Annotated in this window: 17 protein-coding genes and 1 pseudogene; 11 read left to right on the top strand and 7 right to left on the bottom strand. The window is 59.6% G+C overall.

The genetic code is table 11. The annotated features are described in order from the left end of the window. Positions 1-76: 76 nt before the first annotated feature. The 4 genes and pseudogenes from M2401_RS12580 to M2401_RS12565 all read left to right on the top strand — a co-directional run. Positions 77-1,438: a UDP-glucose/GDP-mannose dehydrogenase family protein gene (locus M2401_RS12580; RefSeq protein WP_259103128.1), complete on the top strand. Its 1,362-nt coding sequence runs from the start codon at positions 77-79 to the stop codon at positions 1,436-1,438. Between the two features lie 44 nt (positions 1,439-1,482). After that, entirely contained in the window at positions 1,483-2,340 is an 858-nt protein-coding gene (galU, locus tag M2401_RS12575; protein WP_259103126.1) for a UTP--glucose-1-phosphate uridylyltransferase GalU, read from the top strand. A gap of 123 nt (positions 2,341-2,463) precedes the next feature. After that, the gene (gene gorA / locus M2401_RS12570; protein ID WP_259103125.1) at positions 2,464-3,822 is read left to right on the top strand and encodes a glutathione-disulfide reductase; all 1,359 of its coding nucleotides are present in this window, start codon (positions 2,464-2,466) and stop codon (positions 3,820-3,822) included. 135 nt (positions 3,823-3,957) lie between these two features. After that, positions 3,958-5,613 (top strand): annotated as a pseudogene (locus M2401_RS12565) (ATP-binding protein); the annotation flags it as partial. Between the two features lie 100 nt (positions 5,614-5,713). Here the strand turns inward: M2401_RS12565 and M2401_RS12560 are convergent. Further along, on the bottom strand, positions 5,714-6,712 hold the full coding sequence (locus tag M2401_RS12560; protein WP_259103123.1) for a DNA-binding protein: 999 nt from the start codon (positions 6,710-6,712) through the stop codon (positions 5,714-5,716). A gap of 244 nt (positions 6,713-6,956) precedes the next feature. Here M2401_RS12560 and M2401_RS12555 point away from each other — a divergent pair, with 244 nt between their 5' ends. The 3 genes from M2401_RS12555 (at position 6,957) to ahpF (ending at position 10,266) form a co-directional block, all read left to right on the top strand. Further along, positions 6,957-7,916, top strand: coding sequence for a site-specific integrase (locus M2401_RS12555; protein ID WP_259103122.1), 960 nt, complete (start codon positions 6,957-6,959; stop codon positions 7,914-7,916). A 101-nt stretch (positions 7,917-8,017) separates the two neighbouring features. Then, the gene (ahpC, locus tag M2401_RS12550) at positions 8,018-8,581 is read left to right on the top strand and encodes an alkyl hydroperoxide reductase subunit C (RefSeq protein ID WP_259103120.1); all 564 of its coding nucleotides are present in this window, start codon (positions 8,018-8,020) and stop codon (positions 8,579-8,581) included. A gap of 122 nt (positions 8,582-8,703) precedes the next feature. Beyond that, on the top strand, positions 8,704-10,266 hold the full coding sequence (gene ahpF / locus M2401_RS12545) for an alkyl hydroperoxide reductase subunit F (protein ID WP_259103119.1): 1,563 nt from the start codon (positions 8,704-8,706) through the stop codon (positions 10,264-10,266). A 149-nt stretch (positions 10,267-10,415) separates the two neighbouring features. Here ahpF and gloA read toward each other — a convergent pair whose 3' ends face one another. Further along, positions 10,416-10,937, bottom strand: a complete 522-nt coding sequence (gene gloA / locus M2401_RS12540) for a lactoylglutathione lyase (RefSeq protein WP_259103117.1) — start codon at positions 10,935-10,937, stop codon at positions 10,416-10,418. 145 nt (positions 10,938-11,082) lie between these two features. Here gloA and M2401_RS12535 point away from each other — a divergent pair, with 145 nt between their 5' ends. Continuing rightward, a complete protein-coding gene (locus M2401_RS12535; protein ID WP_259103111.1) occupies positions 11,083-11,625 on the top strand; it encodes a DUF4946 domain-containing protein in 543 nt (180 codons plus the stop codon). A 521-nt stretch (positions 11,626-12,146) separates the two neighbouring features. Here M2401_RS12535 and M2401_RS12530 read toward each other — a convergent pair. The 5 genes from M2401_RS12530 to mexE all read right to left on the bottom strand — a co-directional run bounded on the left by M2401_RS12530 (position 12,147) and on the right by mexE (position 20,144). Beyond that, positions 12,147-12,509, bottom strand: a complete 363-nt coding sequence (locus tag M2401_RS12530) for a histone-like nucleoid-structuring protein, MvaT/MvaU family (protein ID WP_259103110.1) — start codon at positions 12,507-12,509, stop codon at positions 12,147-12,149. Between the two features lie 348 nt (positions 12,510-12,857). Continuing rightward, positions 12,858-13,958, bottom strand: a complete 1,101-nt coding sequence (locus M2401_RS12525) for a tetratricopeptide repeat protein (RefSeq protein WP_259103108.1) — start codon at positions 13,956-13,958, stop codon at positions 12,858-12,860. Between the two features lie 340 nt (positions 13,959-14,298). Continuing rightward, positions 14,299-15,696 (bottom strand): efflux transporter outer membrane subunit, encoded by a 1,398-nt coding sequence (locus M2401_RS12520; RefSeq protein ID WP_259103107.1) that lies wholly within the window; start codon positions 15,694-15,696, stop codon positions 14,299-14,301. Then, the gene (locus M2401_RS12515; RefSeq protein ID WP_259103105.1) at positions 15,696-18,887 is read right to left on the bottom strand and encodes an efflux RND transporter permease subunit; all 3,192 of its coding nucleotides are present in this window, start codon (positions 18,885-18,887) and stop codon (positions 15,696-15,698) included. Before M2401_RS12515 ends, M2401_RS12520 begins: the two co-directional genes overlap by 1 nt. 12 nt (positions 18,888-18,899) lie before the next feature. After that, positions 18,900-20,144 carry a multidrug efflux RND transporter periplasmic adaptor subunit MexE gene (gene mexE, locus M2401_RS12510; RefSeq protein ID WP_259103104.1) on the bottom strand — a complete coding sequence of 415 codons (1,245 nt, stop codon included), beginning with the start codon at positions 20,142-20,144 and terminating at the stop codon, positions 18,900-18,902. A 284-nt stretch (positions 20,145-20,428) separates the two neighbouring features. Between mexE and fae the strand changes: the two genes are divergently transcribed. From fae to M2401_RS12495, 3 genes are read left to right on the top strand one after another with little or no spacing between them, the layout of a single operon-like run. Further along, positions 20,429-20,941, top strand: coding sequence for a formaldehyde-activating enzyme (gene fae / locus M2401_RS12505; RefSeq protein WP_259103102.1), 513 nt, complete (start codon positions 20,429-20,431; stop codon positions 20,939-20,941). A 10-nt stretch (positions 20,942-20,951) separates the two neighbouring features. After that, positions 20,952-21,986 carry an aldo/keto reductase gene (locus M2401_RS12500; protein WP_259103101.1) on the top strand — a complete coding sequence of 345 codons (1,035 nt, stop codon included), beginning with the start codon at positions 20,952-20,954 and terminating at the stop codon, positions 21,984-21,986. Then, on the top strand, positions 21,983-23,416 hold the full coding sequence (locus M2401_RS12495; protein WP_259103099.1) for an NAD-dependent succinate-semialdehyde dehydrogenase: 1,434 nt from the start codon (positions 21,983-21,985) through the stop codon (positions 23,414-23,416). Before M2401_RS12500 ends, M2401_RS12495 begins: the two co-directional genes overlap by 4 nt. The last annotated feature ends 107 nt before the right edge of the window (positions 23,417-23,523 follow it).

The raw sequence follows: 23,523 nt of genomic DNA, 5'->3' as shown, positions 1-23,523 counted from the left end.
CATGCTGTCGCCCGGACGTCATCTGCCTGCAATTGTAGTGCGGTGGAATTGCCACAAATTATGTGGGAGTTCCACCATGCAAATTTGCGTAATCGGTGCTGGGTATGTAGGACTGGTCACGGCGGCGTGTTTTGCCGAAATGGGCAACCGTGTTGTCTGCGTGGAGCGCGATGCGCGGCGTGTCGCCGCGTTGTGCCGGGGAGAATGCCCGATCTACGAACCTGGCCTGGAAGCGATCATCAAGGCGCAATTGGCCAGTGGGCAGCTCAGCTTTACCGATCGGTTGGCTCAGGGTGTCGGGCGTGCCGAGGTGGTCTTTATCGCAGTGGGTACGCCGAGCAATGAAGATGGCTCGGCCGATCTGTCCCATGTGCTCAAGGTGGCCGACGAACTGGGACAATGCCTGGACCGGTCGTGCGTGGTGGTGGACAAGTCGACGGTCCCGGTTGGCACCGCCGAGCAGGTGCAGGAGCGAATTAATCGGCACTTGGCCCGGCGTGATGTCCTGGGCCGGGTCAAGGTTGCCAGCAACCCCGAATTTCTCAAGGAAGGCTCCGCCATCGAGGACTTCATGCGTCCGGACCGCATCGTTCTCGGCTGCCCGGATGATGAATCGGCCGAGCTGCTGCATCGCCTGTATAGCCCGTTCCTGCGCAATCGGGAGCGCGCCATGGTCATGGGCGTGCGTGCGGCGGAGTTCAGCAAATACGCGGCCAATGCCTTTCTGGCGACGAAGATCTCCTTCATCAACGAAATGGCCGGGTTGTGCGCGCACCTGGATGTGGATATCGAACAGGTACGCCACGCCATCGGTGCCGACAAGCGTATCGGCACGCACTTTATTTATGCCGGTTGCGGTTACGGCGGTTCGTGTTTCCCCAAGGATGTGCGGGCGCTGATCAATACCGCCGAACAGCAAGGCTTCGATCCGCAAATTCTGCGCGCAGTGCAGGCGCGCAATGCGAAACAGAAGACGCTGCTGTTCGAGGCCCTGGTCCAGCACTTTGGCGGTTATCTGCAGGGGCGAGTGGTGGCGCTCTGGGGGTTGGCGTTCAAGCCGGGCACCGATGATCTGCGGGAAGCGCCGAGCCTGGTACTGATTGACGCCCTATTGGCGGCTGGCGCAAGGATTCAGGCCACAGACCCTGCGGCAATGTCTGCGGTGGCCAAGCATTATTCCCACGCGATTGAAAGCGGTCAGCTACGCTTGTCCGAGTCGTTGTACAGCTGCGCAGAGGGCGCAGATGCGGTCGTTCTGTTGACCGAGTGGAAGCAGTTTCGCCAGCCCGATTTCACCCGAGTCAGGGGTGTAATGCGAATGCCCGTACTGTTCGACGGTCGCAATATCTACGATTGCGTTGAACTATCTGGCCTGGGATTCCTCTACCATGGCATCGGACGGCCAGTAGCGGGCCATTGTAAGGTGACCGCTGCGTGATTAGACTGCGCCGCTAACACCCACAGCCCTTATCAAGGACTTTTATGATCAAGAAATGCTTGTTCCCTGCAGCCGGTTACGGCACTCGCTTTTTGCCAGCGACCAAAGCCATGCCCAAGGAAATGCTGCCGGTGGTCAACAAGCCACTGATCCAATACGGTGTGGAAGAAGCCCTTGCTGCTGGACTGACTGAAATTTCCATCGTGACGGGTCGTGGCAAGCGTGCACTGGAAGACCATTTCGATATCAGCTACGAGCTGGAACACCAGATCAAGGGCACTGATAAAGAAAAGTACCTGGTCGGTATCCGTAAACTGATCGACGAGTGCAGCTTTTCCTACACTCGCCAGACTGAAATGAAAGGCCTGGGCCACGCAATCCTCAGCGGCCGCCCACTGATCGGCAACGAAGCTTTCGCTGTAGTCCTGGCCGATGACCTTTGCGTCAACCTGGAAGGCGATGGTGTGCTCGCGCAGATGGTCAAGCTGCACAAGCACTACGGTTGCTCGATCGTCGCCATTCAAGAAGTCGATCCGCAGGAAACCAACAAGTACGGCGTCATTGCCGGCGAAGAAATCAAGCCGGGCCTGTTCCGCGTCACCGACATGGTCGAGAAGCCAAAGCCGGAAGATGCACCGTCGAACTTGGCGATCATCGGCCGTTACATCCTGACCCCGGATATCTTCGAGAAAATCGAACAGACCGAGCCAGGCAAAGGCGGCGAAATCCAGATCACCGACGCCCTGATGAAGCAGGCTGCCGAAGGCAACGTGCTGGCTTACAAATTCAAGGGCCAGCGTTTCGACTGCGGTGGTGCTGAAGGCTACATCGAGGCAACCAACTTCTGCTTCGAGAACATTTACAAGACCGGTAAGGTGAATCACATCGCAGGTCTTGAATAAGCACGATTTTAGTCGTGATGTTTAACGGCTGATTAATAGTGTTGTAGGGCAAAGCCACTTTCGGGTGGCTTTGTCGTTTCTGTCTTACACGGTTATGCTAGCCGTCTGATTAGGGAGACAGAAATGGCCTACGACTTTGACTTGTTTGTTATCGGTGCCGGTTCCGGGGGCGTTCGTGCTGCGCGTTTTGCTGCGGGCTTTGGTGCTCGCGTTGCGGTAGTCGAAAGCCGTTACCTGGGCGGGACCTGCGTCAACGTCGGTTGCGTACCCAAGAAGCTGCTGGTCTACGGCGCACACTTCGCTGAAGAGTTCGAGCAGGCCAAGAGTTTCGGCTGGACACCAGGGGAGGCCGAGTTTGACTGGGCCACTCTGATTGCCAACAAGAACCAGGAAATCGAGCGACTCAACGGTATTTACCGCAATCTGCTGGTTAATAGCGGCGTGACCTTGCTCGAAGGCCATGGCCGCCTGCTGGGGCCGAATAAGGTTGAGGTCAATGGCCAGACCTACAGCGCCGAACATATCCTCATTGCCACTGGTGGCTGGCCGCAGGTGCCGCAATTCCCTGGTAGCGAACACGCCATCACCTCTAATGAGGCGTTTTTCCTGCCGCAGCTGCCCAAGCGCATAGTGGTGGTCGGCGGCGGTTATATCGCCGTGGAGTTTGCCTCGATCTTCAACGGCCTGGGCGCGCACGTTACCCAGTTGTATCGCGGCGAGCTGTTCCTGCGTGGCTTTGACGGCAGCGTGCGTAAGCATCTGCACGAAGAACTGGTCAAGCATGGCCTGGACATCCGTTTCAATAGCGATGTCGAGCGCATCGACAAGCAGGCAGATGGCAGCCTGCTTGTCACCCTCAAGGATGGCAGCACGCTGGAAACCGACTCGGTGTTCTACGCCACCGGTCGTCGGCCGATGCTCGATAACCTCGGCCTGGAAACCGTCGACATCAAGCTGAACAAGGATGGCTCCATCGCCGTTGATGAGCACTACCAGACCAGCGAGCCATCGATTCTGGCTCTGGGTGATGTCATTGGTGGCGTACAGCTGACGCCGGTGGCCCTGGCCGAGGGCATGGCCATTGCCCGTCGCCTGTTCAAGCTGGAGCAGTATCGTCCGGTCGATTACCGGCACATTCCCACTGCGGTGTTCAGCTTGCCCAATATCGGCACTGTCGGGTTGACCGAGGAAGAGGCGATCAAGGCCGGGCATGAGGTGCAGATTTTCGAAAGCCGTTTCCGGCCGATGAAGCTCAGCCTCACCGACAATCAGGAACGCACCCTGATGAAACTGGTAGTGGATGCCAAGACCGATGTGGTGCTGGGTTGCCATATGGTCGGTCCGGATGCCGGCGAGATCGTCCAGAGTCTGGCCATCGCGCTGAAGGCTGGCGCGACCAAGCGCATTTTCGACGACACCATTGGCGTCCATCCGACGGCCGCCGAGGAATTCGTCACCATGCGCAGCCCCGTAGCCCGCTAGAGCTTCACCGTAATTGCTGTTACCCGGGATTCAGGATGAAACCCGGGTTGTCTGGATCGACAGGATGGACCCACCGTGAGAAGCGCTATTACCCCGGCAAGCATGCCATTGCACCCCGTTGAGCGTGAAGATTTGGAACCTATGCGTCAGATCGATGCCCTGTGGGAGAGCGAGCGACAGTTTCGTACGCTGGCCGACAACATGAGTCAGCTGGCCTGGACGGCCGATCCCGCCGGGCATATCCATTGGTACAACGGCCGCTGGTATGACTATACCGGTGCGACCATGGAGTCCATGCAGGCGCTGGGATGGGGCGCGGTGCATCATCCCGAGCATGGCGAGCGGGTCATGGCGCGGTTGCGGCATTGCTTCGCTACCGGCTCGATCTGGGAAGACACCTTTCCACTGCGCAGCAAGGATGGTCGCTTCTGCTGGTTTCTGTCCCGGGCCTTGCCGATTCGTGATGAGCAGGGTCATATCACCCACTGGCTCGGCACGCACACGGATATCACCGCTCAGGTCAATGCCGAAGAGGCTCTGCGCGAGCTCAACGAAAGCCTGGAATTGCGGGTTGCCGAACGCACCCGTGAGCTGGCTGATATCAACCGTCTGCTGCAAGTCGAGATGGCTGAACGGGCACAGGCCGAAGAGGCGCTGCGTCATGCGCAGAAAATGGATGCCATCGGCCAGTTGACTGGCGGCATCGCCCACGATTTCAACAATATGCTGACCGGCGTGCTCGGTGCCCTGGATCTTATTCAGCGCCGGGTGGCGGCGGGGCGGGTGGGCGAGATCGATCGCTATATCAATGCTGCCGTAACCTCGGCCAACCGCGCGGCGGCCCTGACCCATCGCCTGTTGGCGTTTGCCCGGCGTCAGTCGCTCAATGCTGGCCCGGTAGATGTCAATCGCATGGTGGTGTCCATGGAGGAGCTGCTGCGCCGGACCATTGGTGAAAGCATCGAGCTGAAAATTGACCTGGCGGCACAACTGCCGATGACCCATACCGATGAGCATCAGCTGGAAAATGCCTTGTTGAATCTGGTGATCAATGCCCGGGATGCCATGCCCGATGGCGGGCGACTGTCGATTCGCAGTCGTTTGGCCACGATTGTCGTGGCTCAGGACGGTTTGCCGGCGGGGCAGTACATACAGCTCAGCGTGGAAGACACCGGCAGCGGGATCTCGGCGGATGTGATCGGGCAGGTGTTCGATCCGTTTTTCACCACCAAGCCGATTGGCCAGGGCACCGGATTGGGTCTGTCGATGGTCTACGGCTTCATTAATCAAAGCGGCGGCCATGTGCAACTGGATAGCGTTGAAAGCCAGGGCACCCAGATTCATCTATACCTGCCGCGCCATCTCAACGCCGGGCAAGGGCCTGTGGAAGCTGTCGATCTGCTGAGCCCGCCGCGGGCCATTCAGGGTGAGCGGGTATTGGTGGTGGAGGATGAAGCCGCCGTACGCATGCTGGTGGTGGATGTGTTGCGTGAGCTGGGCTATTCGACACTGGAGGCGGCTGACAGCAAAAGCGCGTTGCCGCTCCTGCAAAGTGGCGAGCGTATCGATCTGCTGGTCAGTGATGTCGGCCTGCCGGGGCTCAATGGTCGACAGCTGGCGGAGATCGCCCGGCAGCACCGGCCTGGTCTGCGGGTTCTGTTCATGACCGGGTATGCGCGCAATGCCCAGGTTCGCGGGGATTTCCTCGAGCCGGGCATGGATATGCTGACCAAGCCGTTTACCGTCGAAGAGCTGGCGCAGCGGGTGCGTCAGATGATTGAGGCGGGCTGATGGGGCAGTCTGGTCGATGGGCGCGGTTGTAGAGGGTGTGTCGGCCGGGCTTGCGTCCTCCCGGCTAAAGCCGGTCCTACGGGTTGCGTATACCTTTGGGTTAGCTCTCCGGCTTCGGCGTATCGTTAACCTGACTCACCCGCAAATTCTCCATGGTCACTTCAGCCTTGGCCAATAACAGCTCCAGCAGGCGATTCTGTTGGCGTTGCTCAGTAAGTTGCTGCCCCAGCTGATCATTTTCCCGCTGGCTGGTACTCAGGCGCACCTCCATCAAAGCGCACTGTTGGTGGGCCTGCTGACTGCGCTCGCTGAGCTGGCCAATCCTGATCTCAGACTTCTGCAGCTGATCCCCCAGCTCGTCGTGCTCGCGGCGGGTATTTCGAGCTTCGATCAATAACCTTTCATTGTCGCGATTGAGCTGGGTGATTTCATCCTGGCGTATCGATGCGCTTTGCTGTGCCTGGCGCAGCTCCATCTGCAGTTGCTGCACCTGGCCTTCATGGCGGCGTTGCTCCTGTTCGCGCTGTTCCTTGACCGCACTGCGGTAGTGCTCCAGAGCATCGCGGGCATGCAGGTGCTTTTCTTCCAGGGAGCGAATCTGTGCGTCCCGGTCTTGCAGGCGTGTATCCAGGTCCTGGCAGGCTTGGCTAAGGCGAGCATTCTCGGTCTGTTGGGCATGCAGGGCGTTGCTGGTGGCGAGGAGGGCGCTGCCTTGCTGTTGCAGTTCCGCGGTCTGGCGGCTGTGCTGCGTCGTCAATTCCTCCAGCTGGCGTTCGGCCTGGGCTACCGCTTCGCGCATCAAGCGTTCGCGAGCTTCCAGCCTGCTCAGGGCTTCATCTATGCGTGCCTGCCCCTGTTCCTGGATGCGCTGGCTGAGATGGCTGACCACTTGCAACAGTTCATCATCCACGCTGATTTGCGGGCTGTCGTGCCCTGGATGATCGCTGTCCAGCTCCTTCAGGTAGCGATGAATCGTGGTTTTCGAGCCGGTATTACCCATTTCGATGCGTACTGCATCGATGCTTGGGTGCTCACCACGGGCCAGTAGCGCCTGCCGCGCTTTGTGCACCACCGCCTTATTTACACCGCCCCGTGCCATGCTTGCTCCTACGATTTCGTACTGTGGTACGTACTATGTAAATACATACTACGATATCGTCTAAATCTAAGCTTTTATTCGTTGAATAACAAACGGGATATTGGCGTATTATCCCGTGTGATGAATTATTCTGGTCTGTGGGAGCGAGGCTTGCCCGCGAAAGCGTTCTATCAGCACCAATGCCTTCGCGGGCACGCCTCGCTCCAACGAAGTACCCGATTGGATCTGGAGAGATTTTTTGTCCATGAGCGAACTGGACCGCTATCTCGACGCGGCCACCCGCGACAACACGCGGCGCAGCTATCGGGCGGCAATCGAGCACTTTGAAGTGACCTGGGGCGGTTTTCTGCCCGCCACGGCGGATTCGGTGGCGCGCTATCTGGCGGCTTATGCGCCGACCCTGTCGGTCAACACCCTGAAGCTGCGCCTGTCGGCATTGGCGCAATGGCACAGCAGCCAGGGCTTTGCCGATCCGACCAAGGCGCCATTGGTGCGCCAGGTACTCAAGGGGATTCGTGCGTTGCATCCGGCCCGGGAAAAACAGGCCGAGCCCTTGCAGTTGCAGGATCTGGAGCAGTTGATCGGCCGGCTGGAGCAGGAAGCTGTGCGCGCCATTGCCTGTCAGGATCGCGGCACGCTATTGCGCTGTCGTCGCGATGCAGCGCTGGTCCTGCTGGGGTTCTGGCGCGGCTTTCGCAGTGATGAGCTGTGCCGCGTGCAAGTCGAGCACGTCCAGGCGCGGGCGGGCATGGGGATTGAGTTGTACTTGCCGCGCAGCAAGAGCGATCGCGGCAACCTGGGCCGCACTTATCAGGCGCCGGCCCTGCAACGGCTTTGCCCGGTGCAGGCCTATATCGACTGGGTTGATTGCGCGGGTTTGAGCCATGGCCCGGTGTTTCGCAGCATCGACCGTTGGGGCAATCTGGGCGAGGAGGGGTTGCATGCCAGCAGCATCATCCCCATGTTGCGTCAGATGCTCGAGCGGGCCGGTATTGCCGCCGAGCTGTACACCAGCCACTCGCTACGGCGAGGCTTTGCGACCTGGGCCCAGCGTAACGGCTGGGATCTCAAGTCGCTGATGAGCTATGTCGGCTGGAAGGACATGAAATCGGCTTTGCGCTACATCGAGGCCACGCCCTTCACGGGTCTGGCAGCGCCAACAGCGGATATGAAGATTTCATCTATTAATAAACATCTCTTATAGTGAAAACCAATCAGCGGCATCAGGTTTGCCAATGAGCCCTTGCCGACGATTGTGCGTAAGCTTCACTCCATCGAATTCACAACCCATCAGGAGATTCACCGATGCCTATCATCAACAGCCAAGTAAAACCGTTCAAAGCGACTGCCTTCAAAAATGGCGCTTTTGTCGACGTTTCGGATGCCGACCTGAAAGGCAAGTGGTCCGTGGTGTTCTTCTACCCAGCTGACTTCACCTTCGTTTGCCCGACTGAACTGGAAGACCTGGCTGACAACTACGACGCATTCCAGAAGCTGGGCGTTGAAATCTACAGCGTGTCGACCGACACCCACTTTGCCCACGCTGCCTGGCACAACACTTCGCCAGCCATCGGCAAAATCCAGTACACCATGATCGGCGACCCAACCCTGACCATCTCCCGCAACTTCGACGTGCTGATCGAAGAAGCAGGTCTGGCTGACCGCGGTACTTTCGTGATCAACCCAGAAGGCCAGATCAAAATCGTTGAACTGAACGACGGCGGTGTTGGCCGTGACGCTTCTGAGCTGCTGCGCAAAATCAAGGCTGCTCAGTACGTCGCTGCTCACCCAGGCGAAGTTTGCCCAGCCAAATGGCAGGAAGGCGAGGCCACTCTGGCTCCGTCCCTGGACCTGGTCGGCAAGATCTGAGTCGTTTGAATCGGCTAGGGGCGCTGAGCTCTTGAGCACGTAAACCGCATCGCCCCAAAAAACGCCCGGGCGGTAATCGCCTGGGCGTTGTTTTTTCTACTCCAGTAAAAGGAAGCCGCAGCATGTTGGACGCCAATCTTAAAGCCCAGTTGAAATCGTACCTGGAGCGGGTTACTCGCCCCATCGAGATCGTCGCGTCCCTTGATGACGGCGCCAAGTCTCGCGAAACCCTCGAGCTGCTCAACGAAATCGTCAGCAGTTCCGACAAGATCACCCTGAATACCGACGGCAACGATGCCCGTAAACCATCGTTTGCTCTGAACAGCCCAGGCGAAAACATCAGCCTGCGCTTTGCCGGCCTGCCCATGGGTCACGAATTCACCTCGCTGGTACTGGCGCTGCTGCAAGTTGGCGGCTACCCGTCCAAGGCCAGTGAAGACACCATCGCTCAGGCCCGTGGCCTGACCGGTGAGTTCAAATTTGAAACCTATTTCTCCCTGACCTGCCAGAACTGCCCGGACGTGGTCCAGGCGCTGAACTTGCTGGCCGTGCTCAACCCTAATGTGCAGCACGTCGCCATCGAAGGCGGCGCGTTCCAGGAAGAAGTGACCGAGCGCCAGATCATGTCGGTGCCGAGCATTTACCTCAACGGCGAACTGTTCGGCCAGGGCCGCATGGGCCTGGAAGAAATCCTCGCCAAGATCGACACCAGTGCCGGTGATCGCCAGGCCGAGAAGCTCAACGCCAAGGCCGCCTTTGACGTACTGGTGATCGGTGGTGGCCCGGCCGGTTCCGCAGCCGCTATCTATGCCGCCCGTAAAGGCATCCATACCGGCGTTGCCGCCGAGCGTTTTGGCGGCCAGGTGCTGGACACCATGGCCATCGAGAACTTCATCTCGGTACAGCACACCGAAGGGCCGAAACTGGCCGTGGCGCTTGAAGAACACGTCAAGCAGTACGAAGTCGACATCATGAACCTGCAACGCGCTTCCCAGCTGATTCCCGGCAAGGAAGGCGAGCTGCACACCGTGAAATTCGCCAACGGCGCGACCCTCAAGTCCCGCACCGTGATCCTGGCCACCGGTGCCCGCTGGCGCGAAATGAACGTGCCGGGCGAGCAGCAATACCGCAACAAGGGCGTGGCGTACTGCCCGCACTGTGACGGCCCGCTGTTCAAAGGCAAGCGTGTGGCGGTGATCGGTGGCGGTAACTCAGGTGTCGAAGCAGCCATCGACCTGGCCGGTATCGTCTCCCATGTGACCCTGCTGGAGTTCGACGTGCAGTTGCGTGCCGATGCGGTGTTGCAGCGCAAGCTCAACAGCCTGCCCAACGTCACCGTGATCACCAACGCCCAGACATCCGAAGTCACCGGTGACGGTCAGAAGGTCAACGGTCTGCGCTACAAGAACCGCCTGAACGACGAAGTGATTGATGTCGCGCTGGAAGGTATCTTCGTGCAAATCGGCCTGTTGCCGAATACCGAATGGCTCAAGGGCGCCATCGAGCTGTCGCCACGCGGCGAGATCATTGTCGATGCCCGCGGTGAAACCTCGATCCCTGGCGTGTTCGGCGCCGGTGACGTGACCACCGTGCCGTACAAGCAGATCATCATCGCCCTGGGCGAAGGTGCCAAGGCTTCGCTGAGTGCTTTTGACCATCTGATCCGGTCGTCTGTAGAGTCCTGATCGCTTCGCAAGCCATAAAAAACCCTGCCATGTTTGCACAGGCAGGGTTTTTTTGTGGGCGTTTATCGACCGTAGGAGCGGCTTTAGCCGCGAGGGCGCCCTCCCGGCTGAAGCCGGTCCTACGTTACTCGCACGAGGTCGGTAAGGCGTTACATCGGCGCAGGCTGAATGATCTCTACCCAGTAGCCGTCCGGGTCCTTGATGAAGGCCAGGCTTTTCATGCGGCCGTCGCTCAGGCGTTTCTGGAAGGGCACGTTCAGCGCTTCGAAGCGCGCGCAGGCGCTTTGCACGTCCGGTACCGAGATACAGATATGGCCGAAACCGCGCGGGTCGGTGTTGCCGTCGTGGTAGCTGAACGCCGGATCGTTTTCCGTGCCGTGGTTGTGGGTCAGTTCGAGGATGCCAGGAATCGACTTCATCCATTGCGTGCGGGCCGCGTCATCGGCAGGGATTTGCGCCTTGTCGACCAGGGCGAGGAAATACAGGCTGAATTCCGCTTCCGGGAAATCACGCTTTTCCACCAGGCTGAAGCCCAGGATGCGTGTGTAGAAGTCCAGGGAGGCGGTGGCGTCCTTGACCCGCAGCATGGTGTGGTTGAACACGAACTGGCGGGTGGCGGCTTCAGGTTCAGCGGTCACGCCCGGGAAGGTGTTGAGTTCATGCAGGCTCATGGATGTCTCCGTTGAGAGGGTGAAAAGATGGGCGAATGATACGGCGCAAGACAGGTGGTGCAAACCTGTACATCGATATAAGTCCTTGCCTGTGGGCAGGGCGGGGGCTCAGAATTTCCGCCTCTTTGTTCTGGTAGCGCCCACCATGATCTGCCTGCAATACCGTCACTCATTCCTGGCCCTGTTTATTACGCTTGCCTCGGGGGCCGTCAACGCCGCCGACACCCTGGTTGTCTGGCCGGCGGACTGGGAAGTGGAGTCGTTACCTGTAGCCGATGCACAGTCGTCGCTGCAAATGAGACAGCGTGCAGTGAAAAAGGATCAGGCCGGTAATCCGGCAATGGTCGTAGAGTTGAGCCAGTCGCGCCTGCAGGCGGGCCATGAGGTCAATGTCCAGGGCGTGCTGCTGGAGATGCGCAAGGCGGTGCAGATCAATTTTGTCCGCAGCGGCTTCCAGAGCGTCTGTACCCAGGTGAAGCCCGGCACCCTCAGTGGTGTTGCCTCGTTGGAAACCACCTGCACCATCACCCAGAACGGCGGCCATGTCATGACCCAGACCCTGGTTGCCGCAGCCAGCAGGGAAATGGCCTGGTCACTGTCCTACGCAGGTTCTGCGCAGGGCTACGAAGCCAATAAGGAAGAGGTGCTGCGTATTCGCGACGGCTTGCGTCTGAATGTCGACCCTTAGAGGAAGGCTCGGCAGTAGCCGTCAGGAGGGCAGGTAAAAACGACAGGCATAAAGAAGCCCGCCGAAGCGGGCATGGGGTGCTAATCCTTTAGCTGCTTTCATCCTGTAAGAATTGATGTGAAAAAAATGTGAAGGACTACGCCGGTCTAGACCAATTCCTCTCGTTAAAAGGAAGATTCCTACAAGCTAATTGGAAGCGACGGGTATTTATTTCGGCGGAGTTACGGATCTGAGTTAGACGTCTTTGTTCTGTCAAGAACGCTTGCTAATAACAGTGTGATAGAACTTTATTGACGTCATTTTTCTAGCGCTTGCGCGAAAAAGAGATAACACTTTAGTTGTAAGAAATGTCTGAGTGATCGCGGTATCAGTTTGCAGCTGCAAGAAATGAACGAAATTATACGGTTGCCGACGCTGTATAGCTGTCGCTTTGCTGAACGTATTTGAGGATTCGCGGAAGGGGTCTTGACGGATAATAAAAAGCCCTGAATTAACAGGGCTTTTCAGATTACAGCGCGGGATCAGGCACGCAACCAGGAATCTACTGTGTCGACGCCGTATTGCTCTTTCCACGACTTCAAGCCGCGATGATTACCGCCCTTGGTCTCGATCAGCTCGCCGGTATGCGGGTTCTGATAGACCTTGACCACGCGTGCGCGGCGGCGTTTCGGGCCTGGCGCTACAGCGCTGATGGATGCGGTATTCGGGTCGAGGATAGCGATGATGTCGCGCAGACCCTTGTCGTAGCTCTTCATCAGCTCCTGGAGCTTCTGTTCGAATTCAATTTCCTTCTTCAGCCCGACGTCATTCTTCAAGGACTCCAGCTGCGCCAGCTGCTCCTGAAGGGCTTTTTCTGCTGCTCGAAATTCGGCAAGTCTGGACAAATAAAATACTCCGGCAATGGGGTGGCTGTGACCAGCCTGGCAAAGCGATAAGACTAGAAGTTCCGGCCGATTCGCTCATTGGTTCGCTACCCGGGTATCAATACGCGTTGACCTGTCACTGAAACTAAAGGGTCACTTCCAGTATCGCAACAGCTCAAGAGGGGTAGTTGTAATCGGTTGCAGGTAAATCATGCACGTTTTTTTCGAGTTAGAAAACACTCTGTATGCAATTGGCTTTATGAAATAAAAAACATGAACGCGACTTCCTACGCAAAAGGGTGTTGTCAGAGGAAGTCGCTTGTAAGTTATTTCTGATAACAGGGGGTCTGGCCGTGCTCTAGATTGGCACTATAGTCCCTGTTGCAGGGCAGGGTCGTCGGGGTTCTGCTGCTCTAACTCGGCGAGTAACACCTGCACTTTCTGTAACTGGCCGTTTTCTTTCCAGTAGCCGATGAGCAGCACCCGGGCACGGCGGTCGGCCGGCTGACGCTGAAGGATTTCCGCCAGCTGCTTCTGCGCCGCCTCCAGCTGATCCTGATCGTGCAGGGCCACGGCCAGATCATAGCGATAGGCATTGTTCTCCGGGTCCAGTTCCAGCGCCTTGGTCAGGGCCAGCAGGGCATATTCGTTCTGGCCATGACGCAGCAGCCACATCCCCAGCGCATGCTGCAGCTGCGGCGACTGCGGATGGCGTTCCAGCCACTGGCTCAGGAGCTGGCGGGCCGGCTCGGTCTGGCCCTGGCGATCGGCCAGATTGATCAGGGCGATACCGGCCTGGACATTGTTCGGCTCCAGGCTCAGGGCCTGTTGCAAGGTCTTGTTTGCCTGCGCATAAGCCTCGTTATGCACGTAGAGTCTGGCCAGTTGCAGCAGGCTCTGACCGTTGGGTGGTTGGGCGGCCAAGGCTTGCTGATTCTGTTCGACAACCTTTTGCAGCGCCTCGTAATACAAGCCCAGGTCATCTGGCGACAGGTCCAGCAGGGCGCGTGCTGCGGCGAAACGCACGCTTGGCTCGGCGTCGTCGAGACAGGGGCCGAGCAGCAGGCTGCGTGGGGCACCGTCGGTAAGGCGTGCCCCGGCCTCGATGGCTGCCTGGCGAATCATGGGCGATGAATGGCGCAGGTCGGCGCCGAGCAGCTTCATGGACTGGGGGCCGGCGTAATTGGGCAGCTCGCTGAGCAGGCTGGCGCGGCGAATGTCGGAAAGATCTGTTCGGGCCAGCTGTTGATAGAGCACTCGTGCGGCGCCCGGCTTGCCGCCATGGGCCATTTCCAGCGCCTCGGTATAGGTATGGCTGAGCACCGGCTGGACAATGGCCGGAGCAGGGCGGCTGCGGCCCCACCACAGGCCGAGGACAATCGCGATCAATAGCACGGCCAGTGCGATGACGATTGTCCGGCGACGGGTCTTGGGATCAGCGAGGAAGCCTTGCGAGGGCAGTTGGGGCATACCGGTATCCACATCTTTGACGTCATGCAGCTTCGGGGAGTGTCCGGCGTGTGTCAAACGGCACTGGCCAAACAACAGGAAATATTGGGTAGTAATGCCACTTAATGTGGGAGCCGAATCTTGTAGGAGCGAATTCATTCGCGAAAGCGGTATTCCAAGCGATGCAGATGCGGTGGATGTACTGACCTCTTCGCGAATGAATTCGCTCCCACAGAATTCGCAACCACGGAATTCGCAATCACAGAATTCGGCCCAACAGTTCGAGCTCAACCGCTGTTGTGCAGACAAAAAAAGCCCCGCGACCCTGAGGGGGCGCGGGGCTGTTGCAGCGGGGTAAACGTCAGGCCTGTGGCGACCAGCCGCCGCCCAGGGCCTTGTAGATCGAGACAATGCCGCGATACAGGTCGATTTCGGCCAAGGCCTGGGAGTCTTCGGCGGCCAGGCGCTCGCGCTCGGCATCCAGCAGCACCAGGAAGTCAGCCGTACCTTCGCGATACTGCACCGACGCCAGGTTGGCGGCGGAGCGGCTCGCTTCGCTCTGGCGAATCAGCGAGAGCAGACGTTGCTGGCGTTTGTCGTAGTCGCTGAAAGCGTTTTCCGACTCTTCAAGGGCCAGCAGCACTTGCTGCTCGTAGTTCGCCAGGGAGCCTTCGGCATCGGCGTTGGCGCCGCGCAGGCGGGCCCGCACGCTGCCCAGGTCGAAGGCGGCCCAGGTGATGCTCGGGCCCAGGGTCCAGGCCCTGGCTGCCGACGAGCCGATCTGCGAGCCACGCCCGGCGGTGAAGCCGAGGAAGCCGCTGAGGCTGACCCGTGGGAACAGGTCGGCGGTGGCGACGCCAATCCGTGCGGTGGAAGCGGCCAGCTGGCGTTCGGCCGACATGATGTCCGGACGATGACGCAGTACCTGGGTCGGATCACCGATGGACAGGTTTTTCGAGATGGCCGGCAGTTTCGCCGGGCTCAGGTCGATCGACAGGGTTTCCGGACGCTCGCCCAGCAGAGTCGCGATACGGTTGCGCTGACGAACCTGTTCGGCCTGCAGCTGCGGCACAGTGGCTTCGACGGCAGCGAGGCGGGCATCGGCACGCACGACGTCCAGTTCGTTACCGACACCGGCATCACGCAGTTGCGCGGTCACGCCACGGGAGTCCTGCTGGTTTTTCAGGTTGTCCCGGGCAATGGATTCGCGCAGTTGCGCGCCGCGCAGTTGGCCATAGGCATCGACCACTTCGGCCGTGAGGGTCACCTGCAGTTGATACAGGTTGGCCTCGGCGACCTGCTGATCGGCGTCGGCGGCTTCCAGCTCGCGCTGGATGCGGCCGAACAGATCGACTTCCCAGGCCATGTCCAGGCCCAGATCGTAACGTTCGCTGTGCACGCGGCGCTCGGTCACGCCGGGTTGCTGCCCCTTGCCCTGATCGCTGCTGACCCGGCTGGTGACCACCGGCATGGCGTCATTGCTGACGTCATCGCGGATGGCCCGGGCTGCTTTCAGGCGGGCGAAGGCCACGCGCAGTTCGCGGTTACCGTTGAGCGACTGGGCAACCAGCTTGTTCAGGGTCGGATCGTCGAATTGCTGCCACCAGATGGTATCGACGTGACTGCGGTCAAAATTACCCGGGGCGGCGGCGGCAACCTTGGCCGGCGCCGTGTCCGGGGCCTTGTAGTCCGGGCCGACGGCACAGGCCGCCAGCGCCAGAACCAACAGGCTCGGGAGGAAGAGTTTCAACGCGCTCATTAATGCGCCTCCGGATTCAGGGTTTGCAGTCTTTGCGCCTTGGCCGCCTTGCGGGCTTCCTTGCGTTCGACGTGGTTGCGGATCAGGACAAAGAACACCGGGGTCAGCAACAGGCCGAAGAAGGTCACCCCGAGCATCCCGGAGAACACCGCTACACCCATGGCATGACGCATTTCAGCACCGGCACCGCTGGACATGACCAGTGGCACAACACCCATGATGAAGGCGAAGGAAGTCATCAGGATCGGCCGCAGACGCAGGCGGCAGGCTTCCAGTACGGCTTCCAGCGGAGTCTTGCCCTTGCTTTGCTCGTCCTTGGCGAACTCGACGATCAGAATCGCGTTCTTACAGGCCAGGCCCACCAGTACGATCAGGCCGATCTGGGTGAAGATGTTGTTGTCGCTACCGGCAATGATCACACCGGCGATGGCCGACAGCAGGGTCATCGGTACGATCAGGATCACCGCCAGTGGCAGGCTCCAGCTTTCATACAGGGCAGCCAGTACCAGGAAGGCCAGCAGTACGCAGAGCGGGAAGACCAGCAGTGCGGTGTTGCCCGACAGGATCTGTTGGTAGGTCAGGTCGGTCCACTCGTAGGTCATGCCGTTGGGCAGTTCCTGCTTGAGCAGTTTCTCCATCGCAGCCTGAGCCTGACCCGAGCTGTAGCCTGGACCTGCGGCACCGTTGATTTCAGCGGTGATGAAGCCGTTGTAGTGCATGACGCGGTCAGGGCCGGAGGTATCGGTGACCTTGAGCAGTGTCGCCAGAGGGATCATCTCGCCCCGGTTGTTGCGCACTTTCAGCTGGCCAATCTGGTCGGCTTCCTGACGGAACTGTTGTTCAGCCTGGATATTGACCTGATAGGTGCGACCGAAACGGTTGAAGTCGTTGGCATACAGCGAGCCCAGGTAGACCTGCAGGGTGTCGAAGATGTCGCTGATCGGCACGCCCAGGGTCTTGGCTTTTTCACGGTCGATGGCGGCGTCGACTTGCGGCACGTTCACGGTGTAACTGGTGAACAGGGCAGCCAGTTCCGGCACGCTGCGGCTCTTGCCGATGATGTTCATCGTTTCTTTATACAGCTCGTCGTAACCCAGGTTGCCACGGTCTTCGATCTGCAGGCGGAAGCCGCCAATGGTGCCCAGGCCCTGTACCGGCGGCGGTGGGAAGATCGCCATGTAGGCTTCCTGGATCGCCGCGTACTTGCCGTTGAGCTGACCGGCAATGGCGCCGGCTGATTCACTGGCGAGCTTGCGCTCCTCGAACGGCTTCAAGGTCACGAAGACGATGCCGGAGTTCGGGCTGTTGGTGAAACCGTTGATCGACAGGCCGGGGAAGGCCACCGCCGCTTCCACGCCCGGCTGCTTGAGGGCGATCTCGGACATGCGTTTGATCACGTCTTCGGTACGGTCCAGGCTGGCGGCATCCGGCAGTTGCGCGAAGGCAACCAGATACTGTTTGTCCTGCGGCGGTACGAAGCCGGTTGGCGTGGTGGTGAAACCCAGCCAGGTCATGACGATCAGGCCCAGATACACCACGACGGCGATGGCGCTGAAGCGGATGACCCGGCCAACCGAGTTGACGTAGCCGTTACTGGCCTTGACGAAGAAGCGGTTGAACGGACGGAACAGCCAGCCACCCAACAGCTTGTCGAGGAACCTGGAGAAGCCGTCCTTCGGCGCGCCGTGGGCCTTGAGCAATACCGCTGCCAGGGCAGGGGACAGGGTCAGGGAGTTGAAGGCCGAGATCACCGTCGAAATGGCGATGGTCAGGGCGAACTGCTTGTAGAACTGACCGGTCAGGCCGGAGATGAAGGCCGCCGGGACGAATACCGCACAGAGCACCAGGGCCGTGGCGATGATCGGGCCGGTCACTTCACGCATGGCGATCTTGGTGGCTTCGAACGGTTCATGACCGAGTTCGATATTACGCTCGACGTTCTCCACCACCACGATGGCGTCGTCCACCACGATGCCGATGGCCAGTACCAGGCCGAACAGCGACAGGGCGTTGAGCGAGAAGCCAAACAGGTGCATCACGGCGAAGGTACCGATCAGCGACACCGGTACGGCAACCAGCGGGATGATCGAGGCACGCCAGGTCTGCAGGAACAGGATGACGACCAATACCACCAGGATCAGCGCTTCGAACAAGGTGTGCACCACTGCCTCGATGGAACCGCGCACGAAGATGGTTGGGTCGTAGACGATGCTGTAGTCCATGCCTTCAGGGAAGCTTTTCTTCAGCAGTTCCATTTCGCCGCGCACTTCGTTGGAAATGTCGATGGCGTTGGAGCCTGGGCGCTGGAAGATCGGGATCGCTACGGCCGGCTGGTTGTTCAGCAAGGAACGCAGGGCGTACTGGCTGGAGCCCAACTCGACCCGGGCAATGTCTCTGACACGAGTGATTTCGCCATTGTCGCCTGCGCGAACGATGACGTTTTCGAACTCTTCTTCAGTGACCAGACGGCCCTGAGTGTTGATCGACATCTGGAAGCTGGTGGCGCTCGGCGAGGGCGGGGCGCCCAGTTGACCGGCGGCTACCTGGCGGTTCTGCTCGCGAATGGCGTTGACCACGTCGGTGGCCGTGATATTGCGCGAAGCGGTTTTGTTCGGGTCCAGCCAGACACGCAGGGAGTAGTCACCCATACCGAACAACTGCACGTCACCCACACCACCGAGACGAGCCAGCTCATCCTTGATGTTGAGTACCGCGTAGTTGGACAGGTACAGCATGTCGTAACGCTGATCAGGGGAGGTCAGGTGGACCACCATGGTCAGGTCGGGCGATGCCTTGTCCACGGTGATACCGATACGGGTCACTTCTTCCGGCAGTTTCGGCTCGGTGCGGGTAACACGGTTCTGTACCTGTACCTGCGCGGTGTCCAGGTTGGTACCCAGGGCGAAGGTGATGGTCAGGGTCAGCTTGCCGTCGGAAGTGGCCTGCGAGGACATGTACAGCATGTTCTCGACGCCGGTGATGGCCTGCTCCAGGGGAGCTGCCACGGTTTCACCGATCACTTTCGGGTTGGCGCCAGGGAAGTTGGCACGCACGACCACGGTCGGCGGCACCACTTCCGGGTATTCACTGATCGGCAACTGGAACAGCGAGATAGCACCGGCGATCAGGATCAGCAGCGAAAGTACCGCTGCGAAGATCGGCCGCGAGATAAAGAATTGAGAAAAATTCATCTAAGTTGTCCCTTAACCGCGTGGCGCAGCAACACTGGCGACTTTGTTGTCCAGTTTTGGCTGGACCTTCGGCAGGTTGCTGGCTTCAAGTGCTTGACGTTGTTGGAGCAGGGCGGCGAGGGTTTCCTTGCTGGCCATTGGCGTGTCCTGCGGGTCCACCGGGGAGCCTGGACGTACGCGCTGCAGACCGGAGATGACGATGCGGTCATCCTTCTGCAGACCGCTGCGAACGATGCGCAGGCCTTCGAGTTTCGGGCCCAGCTCGACGTTGCGGTAGTTCGCCTTGTTGTCCTTGTCCACCACCAGCACGAATTTCTTGCCCAGGTCGGTGCCTACGGCGTCGTCCTTGATCAGCACGGCGGAGTAGGTGGCGCTGCCGACCAATTTCAGGCGGGCGTACAGGCCAGGGGTGTATTCACCCTTGCTGTTGTCGAACACGGCGCGACCACGAATCGTGCCGGTCTTGGCGTTGACCTGGTTATCGACAAAGTTCATCTGACCCTGGTGCGGGTTGTCGCTTTCGTTGGACAGGCCCATGTACACCGGCGTGGTCTGGCCGCGTTTGCCGTCGCGCGCCAACTGGTTGTACTTGAGGAACACACGCTCGTCGGCGTCGAAGTAGGCGTAGACCTTGTCGGTGGAAACGACACTGGTCAGGGCGGTGGTATCGGCGGTGACGATGTTGCCGGCGGTGATTTCCGCGCGGCTGACGCGGCCGGTGATCGGCGACGTGACGCGGGTGAAGCTCAGGTTGAGCTTGGCCAGATCCAGTTGCGCCTGGATACCGGCAACTGCGGCGCGGGATTCCTGGGCGGTGGTGGTACGCGAATCAGCCAGTTCGGCGGAAATGGCGTTGTTGGTGCGCAGACGCTCACCACGCTGGGCTTCGTTGTCACTGCGGGTCGCGGCGGCGCGAGCCTGTTGCAGTTGCGCTTCCAGACGACGCACTTCCGACTGGAATGGGCGTGGGTCGATCTGGAACAGCAGGTCGCCTTTCTTGACCAGGGCACCGTCGGTGAACGCTACTTCATCAATCTGACCCGAAACGCGAGGACGGACTTCCACGGTTTCCGGTGCTTCCAGGCGACCGGTGAACTCGTCCCACTCGTTGATCGGTTGTTCCAGGACCTTGGCCACGTTGACCTTGGCCGCCGCCGGGGCCGGGCCGGTCGCCTCAGGCGCCCGACCGCAGGCGCTGATCACGACCAGGGCCAGGGCGGCAAGGGGATAGCGCAAATGATTGAATGACTGAGACATGGGAAATTCCGCCGATTTTGTTGAGATGGGGCGGATTCTGTTCTGGCGGCTGGTATTGCACGAATCGAATGAAGCAAAGGTAAATATCATTCGGAATGATATGAGCCATCAATGGAATGCCATATCGATCTGACAGGGTCAGTCAATGGTCAGAGAGGGCTGTGCAGGGGATATGAGCTGGCCTCATACCCCAATGACTTTTAATGGTTACAGGCGCCGATTATGCCAGTGTTAAAAATCGCAAACCGGCTCATCACCCTCAACAATAACGAGCGTTTGCACCCATGAAAGAACTCGATCTGTACATCGGCGAAGGTTTCGAAGGCCCCGGCGTCAATGCCGCCCACATCAATATCCTCATCGGCCCGCGCAACGGTCCGGCCGGCCAGGCCTTTGCCAATAGCCTTGCTTCGCCAAGCCAGGGGCATTGCCCGTTCATGGTCATCGCCCAGCCGAATATCCCGGTCAAGCCCATGACCCTTTACGTCAACAAGGCCGCCATCGGCAGCGAATTGCATGGCAACGCTACCTGGGGCGCCTCTCAGGCCGGCATCGCCAAGGCGGTGCTCGAAGCCCTGCTTGATGGCACTTTGCCGCCGGAAGCCGAAAACGAGTGGGCCATCGTCACCGCCAGCTGGGTCAACCCGTCCTGCGACGACCTTGATGCGGTCTATCTGAACAACTACAACGCCTGCCGCACGGCGATCCGTGCCGCCCTCACCGGTAAACCGGAAACTGCGCAACTGGCCGATGTGGTCAACCAGATCAGCAACCCTTTCTACACACCAAAAGGCTGAGGTCCGCGCCATGCAATACATTCGTTTGGGCAACTCCGGCCTCGAAGTCTCACGCCTGTGCCTGGGCACCATGAATATGGGCACACCGGACTGGAAGCCGTGGATCTTCGATGAAAAGCAGAGCGAACCCATCGTCGCCCACGCTCTGGACAACGGCGTCAACTTCATCGACCTGGCGGATTTCTATTCCGCAGGCGTCGGCGAAGAAGTGGTAGGGCGCATCGTCAAGCGCCTGGTCCGCCGCGAAGATCTGGTCATCACCACCAAGGTCGGCTACGGCACCCGCAGCGGTATTAACGCCAGCGGCCATTCGCGCAAGCACATCATGGACAGCATCGATGCCTCCCTGAAGCGCCTGAATATGGATTATGTCGATGTGTTCATGCTGCATTACTTCGATGTGAACACCCCTGTGGAAGAAACCATGGGCGCACTGAATGACATCGTGCGTTCCGGCAAGGCCCGTTATATCGGCGTCTCGACCATGCTCACCGGGCAACTGGCCAAGATCCTCATGGTTTGCGAGCGCAATGGCTGGGTCAAGCCGATCAACATGCAGCTGCAACTGAACTGCGCCTACCGCGAAGAAGAGCGCGAGATGATCCCGTTCTGCACTGACCAGGGCCTGGGCGTCTCGGTATTCAGCCCGCTGGCCCGGGGGCTGTTGACCGGTGACGTGCAGTCGACCCGCAACCAGACCGACTTCTTCACCCCGCAGATGTACAGCGACGAAGCCTCCTTCGAAATTGCCCATTCGGTACAGCGCGTGGCGCGCGCTCGTGGCGTATCCAATGCGCAGATCGCCCAGGCATGGGTGGTCAATCATGCCGGTGTCGACTGCATGCTGGTGGGTGCCGACACCACCGCGCAATTCGACAGCGCCCTGGCAGCATTAGAAACCAGACTGGACGCCGAAGAGCTGCACGAACTGGAGCGCAACTACACGCCGTGCGATGTAATCAACGACTACACCGCCGGTAAACGTATCCTGCGCTCGGCCCGTCCGTCCCTCGAACGCTTCACCCTGAGCGAGGCCGTGGCATGAGCGCACTGATCCGCAACGGCAATTTCATCGACGGCCAATGGTCCAGCGGTGGCGCCACGTACCCGGTGCTCAACCCGGCCAATGGCGAACTGATTGCCGAGGTGCAAAAGGCTGGCGCCGAGGACACCAACCGTGCCATCGACGCCGCCAGCCGTGCCTTGCCCGCCTGGCGCAAGCTCACCGCCAAGGAGCGCAGCCAGCGCCTCAAGCGCTGGAGCGAATTGATGCTGAGCAACCAGAAGGATCTGGCCACCTTGCTCAGCCGCGAGCAGGGCAAGCCTCTGGCCGAAGCCATGGGCGAAGTGGTCTACGCCGCCAGTTTCCTTGAGTGGTTCGGCGAAGAGGCCAAGCGCGTCTACGGCGACGTAATCCCAAGCCCCAAGGCTGATGCACGGGTCATCGTGACCAAGGAAGCCATAGGCGTAGTCGCGGCGATCACCCCGTGGAATTTCCCCCTGGCCATGGTCACCCGCAAGGTCGGCCCGGCGTTGGCGGCCGGTTGCACCATGATCCTTAAACCGTCGGAAGAGACCCCGCTGTCGGCCTTCGCCCTGGGCGTACTGGCCGAACAGGCCGGGATTCCGGCCGGTGTCTTCAATATCGTCTCCGGTGATGCCGTGGCCATTGGCGGCGCGCTGCAAGCCTCCAGTGTGGTGCGCAAGCTGTCGTTCACTGGCTCGACCCGCACCGGCAAGCTGCTAATGCGTCAGGCGGCCGATACCTTGAAAAAGGTTTCCCTGGAATTGGGCGGCAATGCCCCCTTTATCGTCTTTGAGGACGCTGACCTGGATGCTGCCGTCAAAGGCGCCATGGCCTCCAAGTTCCGCAATACCGGGCAGACCTGCGTTTGTGTGAACCGCTTCTTTATTCAGGACGGCGTCTACGAAGCCTTTACCGGCAAGCTGGCCGAAGCCGTTGCCGCCTTGCGGGTTGGCAGTGCCCTGGACGGTGAAACCGAGCAAGGCCCGCTGATCAACGCCGCGGCCCTGGCCAAGGTCGAACTGCACGTAGGCGATGCCCTGGAGAAGGGCGGCAAGCTGCTATGCGGCGGTCGCCGCCATGGCCTGGGCGGCACCTTCTACGAGCCAACCATCATCACCGAAGCCAATGGCGACATGCTGATTGCTCAGGACGAAACCTTCGGCCCGGTGGCAGCCTGCTTCCGTTTCAGCAATGAAGCCGAGGTGCTGCAACGGGCCAATGACACGCCTTATGGTCTGTCGGCGTATTTCTACAGCCGCGATATTGGCCGTGTCTGGCGCGTTGCCGAAGGCCTGGAAGTGGGGATTGTCGGCATCAACGAAGGGATCATCTCCACGGAGGTCGCACCTTTCGGCGGTATCAAGGAGTCGGGCCTGGGCCGGGAGGGTTCGAAGTATGGGCTGGAGGACTATCTGGAGATCAAATATATGCTGATGGGTGGGCTGTAACCTCGCTGAGTAAAAATGGTTCTCTGTAGGAGCGGCTTTAGCCGCGAGTGCCCTCCCGGCTAAAGCCGGTCCTACAGATGACCGTGACCACCTGTAGGAGCGGCTTT

The organism is Pseudomonas sp. JUb42 (assembly GCF_024807945.1).
GTDB lineage: Bacteria > Pseudomonadota > Gammaproteobacteria > Pseudomonadales > Pseudomonadaceae > Aquipseudomonas.
Note: the sequence above shows the minus strand (reverse complement) of the source record. Positions and strands in the feature narration are given on the sequence as shown.

Coding starts and splice junctions, on each gene's coding strand:
- M2401_RS12525 (WP_259103108.1), bottom strand. CDS start 13,958: ATGCCCCAACTGCCCTCGCAAGGCTTCCTCGCTGATCCCAAGACCCGT.
- galU (WP_259103126.1), top strand. CDS start 1,483: ATGATCAAGAAATGCTTGTTCCCTGCAGCCGGTTACGGCACTCGCTTT.
- M2401_RS12560 (WP_259103123.1), bottom strand. CDS start 6,712: ATGGCACGGGGCGGTGTAAATAAGGCGGTGGTGCACAAAGCGCGGCAG.
- M2401_RS12515 (WP_259103105.1), bottom strand. CDS start 18,887: ATGAATTTTTCTCAATTCTTTATCTCGCGGCCGATCTTCGCAGCGGTA.
- mexE (WP_259103104.1), bottom strand. CDS start 20,144: ATGTCTCAGTCATTCAATCATTTGCGCTATCCCCTTGCCGCCCTGGCC.
- ahpC (WP_259103120.1), top strand. CDS start 8,018: ATGCCTATCATCAACAGCCAAGTAAAACCGTTCAAAGCGACTGCCTTC.
- gloA (WP_259103117.1), bottom strand. CDS start 10,937: ATGAGCCTGCATGAACTCAACACCTTCCCGGGCGTGACCGCTGAACCT.
- M2401_RS12520 (WP_259103107.1), bottom strand. CDS start 15,696: ATGAGCGCGTTGAAACTCTTCCTCCCGAGCCTGTTGGTTCTGGCGCTG.
- gorA (WP_259103125.1), top strand. CDS start 2,464: ATGGCCTACGACTTTGACTTGTTTGTTATCGGTGCCGGTTCCGGGGGC.
- fae (WP_259103102.1), top strand. CDS start 20,429: ATGAAAGAACTCGATCTGTACATCGGCGAAGGTTTCGAAGGCCCCGGC.
- ahpF (WP_259103119.1), top strand. CDS start 8,704: ATGTTGGACGCCAATCTTAAAGCCCAGTTGAAATCGTACCTGGAGCGG.
- M2401_RS12535 (WP_259103111.1), top strand. CDS start 11,083: ATGATCTGCCTGCAATACCGTCACTCATTCCTGGCCCTGTTTATTACG.
- M2401_RS12580 (WP_259103128.1), top strand. CDS start 77: ATGCAAATTTGCGTAATCGGTGCTGGGTATGTAGGACTGGTCACGGCG.
- M2401_RS12495 (WP_259103099.1), top strand. CDS start 21,983: ATGAGCGCACTGATCCGCAACGGCAATTTCATCGACGGCCAATGGTCC.
- M2401_RS12500 (WP_259103101.1), top strand. CDS start 20,952: ATGCAATACATTCGTTTGGGCAACTCCGGCCTCGAAGTCTCACGCCTG.
- M2401_RS12555 (WP_259103122.1), top strand. CDS start 6,957: ATGAGCGAACTGGACCGCTATCTCGACGCGGCCACCCGCGACAACACG.